Genomic DNA, 14,529 nt, shown 5'->3' with positions numbered 1-14,529 from the left:
TATGAAGTTAACAAAGCAAAAAAAGCTGAATTTATTATAATTTTTGTTTCCACTGTTATATTGGCTGGTCTTTTGACGTATAGAACATGGAAACAAACCAATATAACATGAAAAAAATAACTCTAATATTAGCAGTACTTTTGGTAAACATTACTACTCTTATGGCGCAAGACTCTAAAGAAAAAAACACCATTCAAGTCAATGGTTTCAGCGAAATTGCCATTATCCCTGATGAGGCTATTATCAATATATCCGCCATAAAAAAGGCCATGACTGCCTCCGAAGCAACAAAGATGCTGAATCAGCAGGTCGAAGATATCCAGAAACAAATCAATAAGTCCAAGCTTAAGGATTATAAATTGACCACCGATAATTATCAGGTAAATATCAACAGGATATATACTAAAGGCACCAGCAAAGACAGCGGCTATGTGGCGAGACAAAACGTAAAAATAAAAATTTCTAATCCAGAGGTGGATTTAGTGAAGGCCGTGCAGGTTTTAGGTGAAAATGAAGAAATCACCTTTAATGTGCAGTTTGGGATCTCAGAAGAAAAGACTAAGTCCTATAAAGAAACACTTCTCCAAAGCGCCATTAAGGATGCTCGATATAAGGCAGAACTCATAGCCAGCACCATGGATTTAGGCCCCATTAAGGTCAGCAATATCACTTATTCCTCTGGTGGAAGCTTCGACTTCCCCAGACCGCAGATGGAATATAGGATGATGAAGGCCGAAGCTGCAGATGCCGCTCCAAGTTTCAATCCGGAGGAGCAAAAACTCACTGATAATATAATGGTGGTATTTAGCTACGACCAAGATTAATAATACCTTCAAAAAACAAGGCATAGAAAAGGCGTCAGGAAATCTTGACGCCTTTTCTATGCCTTAGCATTTATTAGTGCCTTAGCGGACCCAAAGTGGAGAGTAATTCTTCCCTAAAGAAAAGTATATCCCCACACTGGCTACTCTAGAGTGGACTGCTATAAGGAAGGAATGGTGATCCTAAACTGGGTACCTTCACCCAAGACTGTGTTTAGCTCGATTGAGCCACGCAGCTGTTCGACAGATTCCTTGACCATATATAAGCCTATCCCAGAACCCACGTTCTTCTGTGTGGCCCTATGAAAAAGGTTAAAAACGCCATCTCTATATTTCTCATCGATTCCTATACCATTGTCCGCCACTTCGATAATTGCATTGCCACCAGAGACCTCGATTCTAATCTTGATATACTTATCCGAATTATCTTCTTTTTGGAATTTAAAGGCATTGCTAAAGAGGTTATTGAAGATCACTCTGAGTTTCGCCTCATCAGAATAAAACTCCTCCTTTTGGTCGATAATCGTTTCGATTTCAATTTCGCCTAAGTCCCACTTATTTTGGTACGCCTCGTATTGTTGATTGAGGAGCTCTCCAAAATCCACATTGGCGACCACATTATCGATCTTGGTGGAGCGATAGAAGTCCAGCATTTTATAGATAAAGTCATCCAGCTTCACGGTGGCCGAGTCGATCATCTCAAAATATTCCAGGATGGTCGGGTCAAAGCATTCCATCTTAGCCAATTTGGACACGCCAGAGATGCTCATCAGTGGCCCTCTGAGTTCGTGAGAAAGGCTATAGACAAACTGATTCATCTCAGAGTGCATTTTCTCCAACCTTGTATTCTTCTCTTTAAGTTCCTGCCGCGTAAAGTAAATATCAGCAGCATTTTTTATGGCATTTTTAATTTGCTCAATATTCCAAGGCTTATCGATAAAGCGATATACTTCGCCTTTATTGATTGCATCTATCACACTGGCAATATCCGAATATCCAGTAAGAAGGATCCTTATGGGGTCAGGCTTAACTTGCACCAGCCTCTCAAAAAACTCCACCCCCGTCATGCCAGGCATACGCTGATCAGCAATCACCACATGCACTTCTTCCCGTTGGGCGATTATAAGACCTTCCTCTGCATTGAGAGCAGTGAAGATTTTGAAATCCCTTCTTAAACTGGCCTTAAAAGAATTGAGGTTGTTATCCTCGTCATCCAGATATAAAACGTGTATTTTACCACTCATTCTTTGGTGTTTTTTTGGTAAATTGGCAATGTTATCACAAAAGTTGTTCCTTTACCCTCCTGCGAGACCACTTCTAAAGTCCCTTGATGATTTTCTATTATTTTATATACTATAGATAGTCCCAAGCCCGTGCCTTTTCCCACCGCTTTGGTGGTAAAGAAAGGCTCAAAAATTCTCTCTTTCACATGCTCCGGCATTCCGGGGCCATTATCTGCTATTTCCATGCGAACACGGTCCTTGTCCACCGAGGTATTAATGGTAATCTGTGGATTACTGTTGGCTGATCCTTGTTCGGTCAGGGCCTGAATAGCATTGCTAATGATATTCATAAAGACCTGGTTGATTTTCCCAGCCAGACACTCCACCATGGGGATTTCCTTGTAGTTTTTGACCACTTCCACCCTACCCATAGTACTGTTAAGCAATACTAAAGTACTATTGATTCCATCATGAAGATCCACTTTTTTGACATCCTGCTCATCCACTCTAGAGAATAAGCGTAATCCCTTGACGATCTCCACCGTTCTCTTGGCGCCATCCTCCATGCCTTTGAGAAGCATGTCTATTTCTTCTATTAAATAATCAAATTCTAAATCTTCCTCCAGCTCTTTGATCTCAGATTGAGTTGCCTCACAAAATTCAACTTTCCCTTTTTCTCTATAGGTCTGCATGATTTCTAAGACATCCTGCAGGTCCCTCTTGAGAGGGGAAATATTACTGCTTACGAAGTTAATCGGATTATTGATTTCATGAGCTATACCTGCGGTAAGTTGTCCCAAAGAAGCCATTTTTTCTTGATTAACCAACTGAGTTTGGGTATTCTGGAGGTTTTTGAGGGTCATTTCTAACTCCTCAGTCCTCATTTTTACCTTATCTTCTAAGAGGGCATTTTGCTCTCTTATCAAGCGTTCGTTTTCCTTTAGGGCTTCCAATTTCCCCTGTTGCTGCTGTTCTTTCTCTTTTTTGAGAATATTAATTCTATTAGCCAAGGCAAGGGAAAGCAATATCGCTTCCAGTGCCGTCCCTATCAGCATAGGGAAGTTGGCTAAATCCTGAAACAGCTCTATGCCCAGGTTCCGCAGAACGAACATCACAACGCCTATCAGGAAGAAAGACCAGGCAATCAGAAAATAAACCGCAGGGCGATAGCCTTTTCTCGCGGCCATCACTCCAGTCATGAAAAACACGATGGCCACCAGCATTCCCGCCAGATCGGTAAGTCTATAGCTCAGCTCTACCAGACTACATAGGCTAGAAACAAGGACCAGCACGTATAAAACCCCAATACCCAGTAATGCTTTATCTAATGCAGGTGTTATCTTCTTGGTTTTCAAGAAGGTTCTAACAAAGGTCACTGCAAAAATACCAGAAATACCAGAAAATATAACAGCACTCTGCTCAAATAACTGATAATTGTCACCAAAAAGGATAATCATCGAATATCCTGACAGGGACAGCTGGGCCAGGGAGATAAATAAAGTATAAAGACAATACACGAGGTACACTTTATCTTTGATAGAAAAATACAGTACCAGATTATAAAGAAATAAGGCCAACATTATACCGATGTATATATTGGCCAATAGTAATCTACGAGTATTTATCCTTTGGAATACCCGCTCTGGGTAAACGGAGGTCTCAAAGGCGATGGGTTCTTTAGAGTATATTTTAAGGATAAACTCACCCTCTTTAAGTTGCGACAGATGAAATACGGGATTGAGATGGTCACTAATCCCATGGATATCCACCGAATAGGCGGTACCATCGAGGCCTAGAGAGGTATGCTCCCCTTCCTCATTTTTATGAAATACTTCTATGCTTCTAAGAGTAGGGCTCTTAAGTTCCAGATAAGCTGCCTGACCCTGATACGCTAATTTGTCATCCAAATGGGCTAATATATAGACCGTATCGGTCTGAATCCCTAGAGAAACCACAAGGTTATCGTGAAGACCTTCTTTGATGGAAAAATTAGTTAGGTCCCCATTTTCTACATCGAGGATGGCATATTGATCTATTTTAAACTCTTGTTTTTTATCATTTTCAATAGCCTCAGAACAGCCAATAAAAGGCAATGCCCCGACCACTATTACTATGAGTCTAATAAGCACCTTTACATTTAAGGTAAAAATCTTCATATAGATCAGACATTCAGGTCATACATTATTGTAAACTCACCTTTTGGGCTTGTTTCATTTGAGGAATGGACAGGGTTATTTTTCAAATAAAAGATATTGTCCCTTTCCTCCTCTTTGGCATTGGGCAAATCCTTTAGGTTTTTGATATCCAGAATCGTCGCGATAAGGCCTTCTTTAGGATACAAAAAGGTTCCATTATCACCTAGGTTTTCTATAATTTTGAAACCTAATTTCTGGCAATTTTGCAAGGTAAAAGGGGAACAAAACCCCATCAGGCACTTCAGATCGAGCAAAGAAGCCACAGCTACCCCTGCTCTAATCAGAAATATGGCCCCAATACCATAGCCAGCGATCTCTTTGGAATTCCATACCCCGCAGAGTTCTGCCACTTCCATATCTGAATACTGGCTCATGTACTCCACTATGCGGGTATCCTTCTCTACGATCGCAGGCTCTAAAGGTAAATTATATGCTTCATTTTTAATCTGAACTCTTCCGCCGCCAAATACCTTAGATCCATCTTCTGACTCTACCACCAATAAATACACATTGGGGTTATTGGCCCAAGACCTATCAGCAGAGGTCACCTTGGTCACCCCATATGATTCCAACACCGAAAAATGTCCGTCAATATACTTATCAGTTGTGGTAGTATCATTTATAGATCTAACTGCCCTTATCCTAACCCTCATGCTTTAACTACCATTTTATCGAATCCAAATCGACATAAAACCTGCCAGAGGGAACATCCTGGTTTAAGAATATTGCCCTGGCATAATGTGCGCCCATAGCCCCTCCCATTATCACAGAAGAGGCCAACTGCGGCCATGTGGTAATAGTTTTGCCGATTTCGCTCATACTATATTTTAATCTCTCGGATAATTGCTCAAAATGCAAAATTGCAAACAATATTTCCCTATAATTATCATTTAATTTGGTGAGCAACTCCGTTTCATCTCCAAAATCCTTGAGATATCCATGAAAGATCGGCCTGTCCTTTTCTAGATCATATCGCTCTATATCCATCATCCCCCGATCACTCGTATCCATGATCACGGGTATCCCCATTGCCTTAGCCTTTAGGCGGCTTTGGATCTTGATCGGAAGGCTATCACACTCCTCCACCAGCAGGTCGAGCCCACCGTCTTTCTCAAAAAACTCCTCCATATTCTCGGGCGTGATGCCTTGGTCATAGATACTCACCTTCAGGTAAGGATCCACTTCTGCCACTTCTCTAGCCACTACCCATACCTTCTTCAGCCCCAGGCTATAAATACCAGTTCTGATGCGATTCATATTGCTCAGTTCCAGCGTATCAAAATCCGCAATCCTCAGCTCTCCAAAAGAGCGCTCCATCGCTAAACTTAGGGCCACACTCTGACCTACCGAAAGACCAATTACTCCGATTTTTTTGCTGTATAAAAGTTCTTGTTCCTCCTGGGTGATTTTATACCTGTTGCGGGAGGTTCTTAATTGAATGAAATCTTCCTTAGACAAAATCCTAATTAACTGCTTCCGCCAATGGAAATAGACCCAGGAACCATAATTATCCCTATTGTGTTTACCATAAAATTCACCCACTTTAATCATCAATTCCTCTTGTGAAAGCTTCTCTTTAGGGCTATTGATCTTCATGAGTTCGGCCACCTGGATATCCAATTCATCAAGCTTCTCAACTGACTGATTCTCCAACAATTGGATCAAAAATGGATGACTTTCTGCATCCGCTGCGGGGACTACCAGCGCTTGATAATTCAGGTCTAACCCATCAATATTGATTGCGTTCATTTCACTAAGTTGGTGGTACATCAGGTAATTAATACAAGTAAAGTTATATTATATGTTGCAGAAATAAATAAAAAATTAAAAAATTTGCTGTTCAAACATGCATTTAATGGAAACAGAATTGTTGTTTTTCGAGTTGAATAAGTAAATTACGTATATATTTGTATCAGAAATCAACAAGAATTGGCATAATTACCCTAAAGCACTCATACCATTTCTAAACTTTGGCATTAAATATTACATCCTCATGAGTGAAGAAACGAATGAAAAAATCCGCATTCTTTATGTGGACGATGAAGAGAATAATTTGCAGGCTTTTAAGGCAACTTTTCGGAGGGACTTTAAAATCCACCTTGCGGTATCAGCTGATAAGGGAAGAGAAATATTAGAGCAAAACAAAATCGACATTATCGTGACCGATCAGCGTATGCCTGAAGAAACGGGTGTGGAGTTTTTGGAGTCTATTATTTATAAGCATCCCGAGCCGATCAGGATCCTACTTACAGGATACACTGATATTCAGGCAGTTATAGACGCTATCAATAAAGGTCAAGTGTACCATTACCTCACCAAACCCTGGGAGGAAGAGTATATCAAAACCGTAATAAAAAATGCATTTGAAGTGTATTCTTTACGTAAAGAAAACAAAAAGCTGACAGATGATTTATTACGTGCAAATGATCAGCTTGAATTTTTGCTTAGACAAAAACTACTCTCGTAGTCATAAATCGCTTGCAGAAAACCCTCGTCCTATCACCCTTTTTGCAACAAAAATATTAGTACCTAGCGGCCAATAAAAGCTGAAGTTCCTTATGGTTCATCTGGAATTTTCTGGCCAAATGAGCATTAGTCAAACTACCTCTATAGGTATACACGCCCTTCATAAACCACTTATAATTAAACACCATTTCCTCTGCTCCACCATGGTCAGACATCTGGAGAAGTATGGGCGTAAAAATATTAGAAAGTGACATGGAGGCGGTTCTAGCAACTCTGGAGGCTATATTTGGAACACAATAATGGATGATGTCATCCACAAAATAGATGGGATTTTCATGACTCGTCATTTGGGAAGTCTCTAAGCATCCTCCCTGATCAATACTTACATCGATCACCACGCTTCCTGGCATCATAGCGGAGATCATCTCTGCACTCACCACCACTTTGGCGCGGCCTTTTTCGGCCCTTAAAGCGCCGATTACCACATCCGCCTCTTTCAACGCTTCACCCAAAGTGTAATTATCAATAGTGGAAGTATAAACCTGCTGCCCCAGAAGCTGCTTGATTCTTCTCAACTTATACAGATGATTATCAAAAATCATAATGCTCGCCCCGAGGCCCAAGGCCGTTCTGGCTGCATATTCAGCGACTGTACCTGCCCCAATAATCACGACTTTGGTCGGAGGCACCCCGGTGATTCCTCCGAGGATAAGGCCTTTTCCGCCACTTTTGGCACTGGAAAGGTATTCGGCGGCTATGAGCATCACCGAGCTTCCGGCGATCTCACTCATGGCCCTTACCACGGGCATTCCTCCCACCTTATCCTCCAAATGCTCGAAAGATACGGCCGTGATTTTTTTGCGGTTTAAGGCATGGATATACTCCGCATTTTGCTTGCCAAGCTGCAAGGCCGAAATCAAACAAGCCCCAGGCTTCATATAGTTAATCTCCACCTCTGTCGGCGGCTCCACTTTCAGCACCACCTGCGCCTCAAAAGCTTCCTTAGAGGAATAAACCACCTTGGCGCCAGCATCAGAATATTCCTTATCGCTAAATTTAGAGGCATCTCCCGCCCCTGTCTCCACCATCACCCGCTGATTATTATTCACTAATAAAGCCACGGCTTCAGGGGTGAGTACCACTCTCCTCTCCTGCGACTCGGTCTCCTTTGGTATCCCGACCAACACTGAATGCCCGGAAGTAGCAATTTTTGCGACTGCCTCCTGAGGATATATACTAGCTTCTTTACTAATCTCAGCCATATTAGCTCCCATCTTCTTTAAATCTTATTTATTTCCAATCTCCTTTTTTCACCCTCTTCGATCGATAGGTCAATCAGGTAAAAATCCTCCGGCAAATAATCCGGAATCTTCTCAGCCCACTCCACCCAGCAGTATTTCCCACTATAAAAATATTCATCTACTCCTATCTCAATGGCTTCCTCCTGCTCTTTGATACGGTAAAAGTCAAAGTGATAAAAAACCTCTCCCTGCTCTCCCTGATATTCATTTACTATCGAAAACGACGGGCTACTTACCGTGTCATGGATACCAAAATGAGCAGCAATGGCCTTGATGAGTGTGGTCTTTCCAGCGCCCATCTCACCTCTAAATACCCATACAGGTAAATCCTTACAGGTATTTATTACTTCCTCGGCTATCGCCGAAAGGTCATTGCTGCTCTCACAAATTAGTTCTTTCAAGGCTTGATCAATATTGCTTTGGTGACAAATGCATAATAGGAACAATTACCTCCTCCAAGGATACTCCCCCATGCTGAAAGGTATCTTTGTAGTAATTTACATAATAATTGTAATTGTTCGGATATGCAAAGAAATAATCTTCTACCGCAAAAACATAACTTGTGGAGACATTAAATCTCGGAAGCTTTGCATCTTCCGGCTTACTAATTTCGAATACTTTGCCGGATTCAAAGTTCAGATTCCTCCCTTGTTTGTACCTTAAATTGGTAGTTACTTTACGATCACCAATAATCTTGTAAGGGCGATTCACCTTCTTCGTTCCATGATCTGTAGTGACGATCACCTCACAGCCGGCATCACTCACCTTCTTGAATAATTCGAATAATGAACTGTGTAAAAACCAGCTTTCGGTGATGGATCGATAAGCCGACTCATCGGGTGCTAGCTCACGAATCATCTTCATATCCGTCCTAGCATGGGACATCATGTCTACAAAATTATAGACAAGCACATTCAGATCGTTATTCATCATATTGGGAAATTGCTCCAATACGTTTTTGCCTTGGTTGGCTTGCAGGATCTTATTATAGCTAAACTTAATAGGAAGTCTGTTTTTCTTGAGGTTCACCTCCAAAAACTCCGCCTCATGGTTGTTTTTGCTCTCGTCGGTATCCTCATTTTCCCATAAATCCGGGTGAAAGCGAGCCATATCCATGGGCATCATGCCACTAAAGAGGGCATTCCGCGCATAAGCGGTGGTCGTAGGAAGAATGCTATAATAGGTGTCTTCGCTTTTGATATTAAAATAATCACTTAATATCGGCTCAATAACCTCCCATTGGTCCAGGCGCAAATTATCAATAACCACAAAAAACAGGGGCTTTTTGCCTTCCTGAAGGTGGGGAAACACCTTTTCTTTCATCACACGATGGGATAGGATAGGCTTGTCAGAGTCTGCATCATTGAGCCAGTCAAGGTAATTTTCCTTGATAAAGCGGGCAAAATTCGCATTGGCTTCGGTTTTTTGGGTATCCAAAACCTCCTGCATACTTTTGTTTTCGGTCTTATCGATCTCCAGCTCCCAGTACGTCAGACGCTTATAGATATCGGCCCATTCCTGATGGTCAATGGCATCATTATAGGCCATGCTGATTTTGGAGAAATCCTGCTGATAAGACAAGTTTGTTTTCTCACTGATGAGCTGTTTGTTCTGCAGGATTTTCTTTACAGAAAGCAGTATTTGATTGGGATTGATGGGCTTGATCAGGTAATCGGCGATTTTTCCACCGATGGCATCATCCATGATATGCTCTTCCTCACTTTTGGTGATCATGACCACAGGAGTCTGAGGTTTAAGGATTTTGACCTGCTGCAAGGTCTCCAGACCAGTCATCCCTGGCATCATCTCATCCAAAAATATCACATCAAAATTGGTTTCTTCTACCATCTCCACAGCATCGAGACCACTATTGACGGTGGTGATCTCATATCCCTTTTGTTCCAGAAACATTATATGAGGCTTTAATAAGTCAATCTCATCGTCAGCCCATAGTATTTTAAATTTTTGCATCTTCAGAGGTTTAAATCCTTTAAATTTATAATTACTTTTGAATTCTATCAACTAATTACTAGGCAATTGAAAAGCCATAAAATACTCAACGACCCGGTTTACGGTTTCATCACTATTCCAAGTGAGCTAATATTCACCATCATCGATCATCCTTACTTCCAAAGGTTACGGCGGATTAAGCAGCTTGGTTTGACTGATTTGGTTTATCCCGGTGCATTGCATACGCGGTTTCACCATGCTATCGGCGCTATGCACCTGATGAGCATCACCTTAGACAATCTACGAAATAAAGGACATGAAATCAGTGATAAGGAATATGAAGCTTCGCTGATTGCAATTCTCTTGCATGATATTGGCCATGGCCCTTTTAGCCATGCCCTGGAATACACCTTACTCAAAGGTATTCCTCACGAGTCGCTTTCGCTACTCCTAATGGAGACTTTAAATAAACAATTAAACGGCCAATTAGATCTTGCTTTAAGAATATTTAAGAATAAATACGAGCGTAAATTCTTCTATCAACTGGTTTCCAGCCAGTTGGACATAGACCGATTGGATTACCTTCAGCGGGATTGTTTCTTCACGGGTGTATCCGAGGGGACCATTGGTGCGGATCGTATCATCAAAATGATGAATATTAAGGATGATCAAATCGTGGTAGAGGAAAAAGGGCTTTATAGTATAGAGAATTTTCTCAGTGCCCGAAGACTCATGTATTGGCAGGTTTACCTGCACAAAACCACTGTAAGTGCCGAAAAAATGCTCATCAACCTCATCACCCGCGCGAAGGACCTCCAGCAGGGAGGCGTGCATGTGGAAGGCTCGGAAGCATTCAGGCATTTCCTGCAGAACAACTATACCTTAAAGGACTTCCAGAAGTCGGAGGATTTACAAGAGATATTTGCCAATTTGGATGATTACGATATTTGGGGAGCCATTAAATACTGGAAAAACCACCCTGATTTTGTGCTTAGAAGCATCTCACAGATGTTTTTGACCCGTAATTTGTTTAAGATCAAACTTAGCAATACGCCATTTACAGAAGAGCAGCTCGCCGAGATGGAAGCCGAAGTAATCAAAAATCTCAAGATCAGTCCTGAGGAATTACCTTATTTTGTAAGCTCAGGATTCATCTCAAACAATGCCTATATGGCAAAGGAAAAAGTATTGATCCTTACCAAAAAAGGAGAAGTGATCGATGTGGCCCAGGCTGCGGACCTTCCAAATATCAAAGCGATGAGCAAAATTGTAAAAAAGTATTATGCTTGTCGGGCTAAAAATTTAACTTTGCGTTAATATAATTTTAAACCAATGGAATTTACTGTCAGTCAGATTGCAGAACTTTTAAACGGTACAGTGGAAGGTGATGGCACGACAAAAGTCAGCCGGCTTGATAAGATCCAAGAGGGAACTACAGGCGGGGTGAGTTTTTTGTCCAATATGAAATACGAACCGCACCTATACACCACCAATTCCTCGGCGGTGATTATAGCGGAAGACTATGTGCCAGACAAAGCACTTTCCACCACCCTAATAAAGGTACGCAACCCTTATACCGCCTTCACCCAGCTTCTAGAGGCCTATTCTCAGTTGAATAAGCAGCATTTATCCGGAGTAGAGGAGCCTTCATTTATTGGAGAAAACAGCAGCATGGGAGAGAATGGCTATAGGGGAGCGTTCAGCTATATTGGCAAAAACTGCAAAATCGGGCAAGAGGTGATCCTTCATCCCAATTCCTATATTGGTGACAATGTACAAGTGGGAGACCGCACCATCATACACTCCGGCGCTAGGATCTGCAAGGACAGTGTCATAGGAAATGACTGCGAGATCCATCCTAATACGGTGATCGGAGCCGACGGTTTTGGTTTTGCCCCACAGGATGACAAAACCTATAAGGGAGTGCCCCAGCTGGGCAATGTCATACTAGAAGACCATGTAAGTGTAGGGTCCAACACGACCATTGATTGTGCGACGATAGGTTCCACAATTATTCGCAGGGGGGTTAAAATTGACAATTTGGTACAGATTGCACATAATGTCATCATAGGAGAGAATACGGTGATCGCTGCTCAGGCGGGGATCTCGGGATCTACTGAGATTGGCAAAAACTGTATCATAGCAGGTCAGGCCGGCCTTGTGGGACACCTGAAGATCGCCGATAACACCATCATCGGTGCCAATACGGGGATCAGCAAGTCCATCACTAAGCCTGGCAGGACTATCCTTGGATATATGGGATTTGAGATGAAAGACTTCTTAAAGTCATATTCAATCTTCAAAAACCTACCTTCTCTACAAGAGAAAATAAAAGAACTGGAAAAAAAACAATAAATTTGCGGCATCAATTAATGACAGATGCTCAAAAATCATCATAAATGAAAGTCAAACAGCATACTATTGGAAAGCAGGTCACCGTCTCCGGCGTAGGATTACATACCGGGGTGGAAGCCAATATGACCTTTATGCCAGCTCCACCAAACCACGGCTATAAGTTCCAACGAATAGATCTGGAAGGATCCCCCATCGTGGACGCAGATGTGGACAATGTGGTGGACGTATCCCGAGGCACCACCATCGAACAAGGAGGCGCGAGGGTAAATACGGTAGAACATGTCCTGGCAGCCTTGGTAGGTCTGGAGATCGACAATGTGCTCATCCAGCTGGATGGCCCTGAGCCTCCTATTATGGATGGCAGCAGCATCCAGTTTATCAGTATTCTGGAAGATGCCGGCTTGAGGGAGCAAAATGCTCTTAGAAGATTCTTTGAGGTACCCGAGAGCATCCATTACCGCGACTCCTCCAGAGAGGTGGAAATGGCCGCTTTGCCCCTTGATGATTACAGAGTGACGGTCATGGTGGACTATAATTCCCCAGTGCTGGGAAGTCAGCATGCCTCCATCACTGATATCAGCCAGTTTAAGGCGGAGATCGCCTCTTGCCGTACCTTCTGTTTCTTGCATGAATTGGAGATGCTTTATAAGCAAAATCTCATTCAAGGTGGAGACCTAAACAACGCCATCGTGGTGGTGGACAGAGTCGTGACCGATGAGGAACTGGAAGGACTCGCCAAAATGTTTAACAAGCCTAAGGTGGAAGTCCGCAAGGAAGGGATCCTTAATAATGTGGAGCTTCGCTACAAAAACGAGCCAGCCAGACATAAATTACTCGATGTGGTGGGAGACCTGGCACTAGTGGGCAGACCACTGAAGGCACAGATCCTAGCTGCACGACCTGGCCATGCCGCCAACGTGGCTTTTGCCAAAAAACTAAAAAGAGCCATGGAAAAAGTGGGGCCTAGTCATATCCCTCACTATGACCCTAAGCTGCCTCCCGTCCTGGATATCAACCAGATTGGAAATATTCTCCCTCATCGCTATCCCTTCCAATTGCTGGATAAAATCATCTATCTGGATGACACCGTGGTAGCGGGAGTAAAAAACGTTACGATCAACGAGCCGTTTTTTATGGGGCACTTTCCAAACAATCCCGTGATGCCTGGCGTACTTCAAGTAGAAGCAATGGCTCAGACAGGGGGAATTCTAGTCCTAAGCACCGTAGATGATCCAGAAAACTACTGGACCTATTTCTTAGGGATCGAAAGTTGCAAATTCAGAAAAATGGTTTTACCTGGGGATACCTTAGTATTCAAATGTGAACTATTGTCCCCAATCAGAAGAGGGATTGCAAAAATGAAAGGCGAAGCCTATGTAGGCAACACATTGGTCTGTGAAGCCGTAATGACTGCAAGCATAGTAAGAAAAGACGCATGATAAGTAAGCTATCAGAAATACATGAAAATACCCAAATAGCCGATGAAGTAAGCATCGACCCTTTTACGGTAATTCATGAAAACGTACAAATCGGTAAAGGAACGTGGATCGGATCTAATGTCACCATTTACCCTGGCACCAAAATCGGCGAAAATTGCAAAATATTCCCTGGATCGGTCATCTCCGGCGTCCCGCAGGATTTGAAATTTCAGGGTGAGGAATCCACCGTCGAAATTGGAAATAACACCACCATTCGTGAATGTGTCACCATCAGCAGAGGGACAATTGACAAAAGGGTCACCAAAATTGGCAGCAATTGCTTATTGATGGCTTATGTGCATATTGCGCACGATTGCTCTGTGGGGGATAATGTCATCATCGCCAATGCGGTGCAGGTGGCAGGACACGTATCCATCGATGACTGGGCCATTATCGGCGGAAGCAGCGCCATCCACCAGTTCGTCAAAGTAGGAATGCATTCCATGATCTCTGGTGGCTCCCTCGTTCGTAAAGACGTGCCTCCATTCACCAAAGCCGCAAGAGAACCCCTTAGCTATGCGGGTGTAAACTCCCTAGGCCTGAGAAGAAGAGGTTTCAGCAGCGAATCCATCAGCCATATTCAGGAAGTCTATCGGTACCTATTCCTCAACAGCCTCAATAATAGCCGGGCTTTGGAGGAAATCGAGGTCAACCTTCCTGCCACCAAAGAAAGAGACGAAATCGTTAATTTCATCCGCTCCTCCGAACGTGGAGTGATGAAAGGATATATCAATTAAATC

General features: G+C 42.7%; 13 protein-coding genes. 6 read left to right on the top strand and 7 right to left on the bottom strand.

Going from position 1 to position 14,529, the window contains the following annotated elements; all coding sequences use genetic code 11:
- The first annotated feature begins 107 nt into the window (after nt 1–107).
- A complete protein-coding gene (locus B050_RS0106365) occupies nt 108–824 on the top strand; it encodes an SIMPL domain-containing protein (protein WP_026235689.1) in 717 nt (238 codons plus the stop codon).
- Between the two features lie 158 nt (nt 825–982).
- Here the strand turns inward: B050_RS0106365 and B050_RS0106360 are convergent, their stop codons facing one another.
- From B050_RS0106360 to B050_RS0106345, 4 genes are read right to left on the bottom strand one after another with little or no spacing between them, the layout of a single operon-like run.
- On the bottom strand, nt 983–2,065 hold the full coding sequence (locus B050_RS0106360; protein ID WP_018473063.1) for a hybrid sensor histidine kinase/response regulator: 1,083 nt from the start codon (nt 2,063–2,065) through the stop codon (nt 983–985).
- On the bottom strand, nt 2,062–4,200 hold the full coding sequence (locus tag B050_RS0106355; RefSeq protein WP_018473062.1) for a 7TM diverse intracellular signaling domain-containing protein: 2,139 nt from the start codon (nt 4,198–4,200) through the stop codon (nt 2,062–2,064). Before B050_RS0106355 ends, B050_RS0106360 begins: the two co-directional genes overlap by 4 nt.
- Nucleotides 4,201–4,205: 5 nt before the next feature.
- Complete coding sequence (locus tag B050_RS0106350; RefSeq protein WP_026235688.1) at nt 4,206–4,892, bottom strand: hypothetical protein; 687 nt, start codon at nt 4,890–4,892, stop codon at nt 4,206–4,208.
- A gap of 7 nt (nt 4,893–4,899) precedes the next feature.
- A complete protein-coding gene (locus tag B050_RS0106345) occupies nt 4,900–5,988 on the bottom strand; it encodes a ThiF family adenylyltransferase (RefSeq protein ID WP_018473060.1) in 1,089 nt (362 codons plus the stop codon).
- A gap of 244 nt (nt 5,989–6,232) precedes the next feature.
- Between B050_RS0106345 and B050_RS0106340 the strand changes: the two genes are divergently transcribed.
- Nucleotides 6,233–6,706: a response regulator gene (locus tag B050_RS0106340; protein ID WP_018473059.1), complete on the top strand. Its 474-nt coding sequence runs from the start codon at nt 6,233–6,235 to the stop codon at nt 6,704–6,706.
- Nucleotides 6,707–6,761: 55 nt separating this feature from the next.
- On the opposite strand, the gene B050_RS0106335 is transcribed toward B050_RS0106340, so the two are convergent.
- From B050_RS0106335 to porX, 3 genes are read right to left on the bottom strand one after another with little or no spacing between them, the layout of a single operon-like run.
- Nucleotides 6,762–7,979, bottom strand: coding sequence for an alanine dehydrogenase (locus B050_RS0106335; protein WP_018473058.1), 1,218 nt, complete (start codon nt 7,977–7,979; stop codon nt 6,762–6,764).
- A gap of 5 nt (nt 7,980–7,984) precedes the next feature.
- Complete coding sequence (locus tag B050_RS0106330; protein ID WP_018473057.1) at nt 7,985–8,407, bottom strand: bifunctional tRNA (adenosine(37)-N6)-threonylcarbamoyltransferase complex ATPase subunit type 1 TsaE/phosphotransferase; 423 nt, start codon at nt 8,405–8,407, stop codon at nt 7,985–7,987.
- A gap of 7 nt (nt 8,408–8,414) precedes the next feature.
- Nucleotides 8,415–9,977, bottom strand: coding sequence for a T9SS response regulator signal transducer PorX (gene porX, locus B050_RS0106325; protein ID WP_026235686.1), 1,563 nt, complete (start codon nt 9,975–9,977; stop codon nt 8,415–8,417).
- 66 nt (nt 9,978–10,043) lie between these two features.
- Here porX and B050_RS0106320 point away from each other — a divergent pair, with 66 nt between their 5' ends.
- Genes B050_RS0106320 through lpxA form a run of 4 tightly spaced genes read left to right on the top strand, consistent with a single transcriptional unit; the run spans nt 10,044 to nt 14,526 of the window.
- Entirely contained in the window at nt 10,044–11,273 is a 1,230-nt protein-coding gene (locus tag B050_RS0106320; RefSeq protein ID WP_018473055.1) for an HD domain-containing protein, read from the top strand.
- Nucleotides 11,274–11,288: 15 nt separating this feature from the next.
- Nucleotides 11,289–12,311 carry a UDP-3-O-(3-hydroxymyristoyl)glucosamine N-acyltransferase gene (gene lpxD / locus B050_RS0106315; RefSeq protein WP_018473054.1) on the top strand — a complete coding sequence of 341 codons (1,023 nt, stop codon included), beginning with the start codon at nt 11,289–11,291 and terminating at the stop codon, nt 12,309–12,311.
- Between the two features lie 44 nt (nt 12,312–12,355).
- The gene (locus B050_RS0106310) at nt 12,356–13,750 is read left to right on the top strand and encodes a bifunctional UDP-3-O-[3-hydroxymyristoyl] N-acetylglucosamine deacetylase/3-hydroxyacyl-ACP dehydratase (protein ID WP_018473053.1); all 1,395 of its coding nucleotides are present in this window, start codon (nt 12,356–12,358) and stop codon (nt 13,748–13,750) included.
- Nucleotides 13,747–14,526: an acyl-ACP--UDP-N-acetylglucosamine O-acyltransferase gene (lpxA, locus tag B050_RS0106305; protein WP_018473052.1), complete on the top strand. Its 780-nt coding sequence runs from the start codon at nt 13,747–13,749 to the stop codon at nt 14,524–14,526. The genes B050_RS0106310 and lpxA overlap by 4 nt, the downstream gene beginning before the upstream one ends.
- The last annotated feature ends 3 nt before the right edge of the window (nt 14,527–14,529 follow it).

Source organism: Echinicola pacifica DSM 19836 (genome assembly GCF_000373245.1).
In the GTDB taxonomy this organism is placed as follows: domain Bacteria; phylum Bacteroidota; class Bacteroidia; order Cytophagales; family Cyclobacteriaceae; genus Echinicola; species Echinicola pacifica.
The sequence above is the reverse complement of the archived record's forward strand: the minus strand, read 5'-3'. Positions and strand labels throughout refer to the sequence as shown.

Coding starts and splice junctions, on each gene's coding strand:
- B050_RS0106345 (WP_018473060.1), bottom strand. CDS start 5,988: ATGAACGCAATCAATATTGATGGGTTAGACCTGAATTATCAAGCGCTG.
- B050_RS0106340 (WP_018473059.1), top strand. CDS start 6,233: ATGAGTGAAGAAACGAATGAAAAAATCCGCATTCTTTATGTGGACGAT.
- B050_RS0106350 (WP_026235688.1), bottom strand. CDS start 4,892: ATGAGGGTTAGGATAAGGGCAGTTAGATCTATAAATGATACTACCACA.
- B050_RS0106335 (WP_018473058.1), bottom strand. CDS start 7,979: ATGGGAGCTAATATGGCTGAGATTAGTAAAGAAGCTAGTATATATCCT.
- B050_RS0106310 (WP_018473053.1), top strand. CDS start 12,356: ATGAAAGTCAAACAGCATACTATTGGAAAGCAGGTCACCGTCTCCGGC.
- B050_RS0106355 (WP_018473062.1), bottom strand. CDS start 4,200: ATGAAGATTTTTACCTTAAATGTAAAGGTGCTTATTAGACTCATAGTA.
- porX (WP_026235686.1), bottom strand. CDS start 9,977: ATGCAAAAATTTAAAATACTATGGGCTGACGATGAGATTGACTTATTA.
- B050_RS0106360 (WP_018473063.1), bottom strand. CDS start 2,065: ATGAGTGGTAAAATACACGTTTTATATCTGGATGACGAGGATAACAAC.
- lpxD (WP_018473054.1), top strand. CDS start 11,289: ATGGAATTTACTGTCAGTCAGATTGCAGAACTTTTAAACGGTACAGTG.
- lpxA (WP_018473052.1), top strand. CDS start 13,747: ATGATAAGTAAGCTATCAGAAATACATGAAAATACCCAAATAGCCGAT.
- B050_RS0106365 (WP_026235689.1), top strand. CDS start 108: ATGAAAAAAATAACTCTAATATTAGCAGTACTTTTGGTAAACATTACT.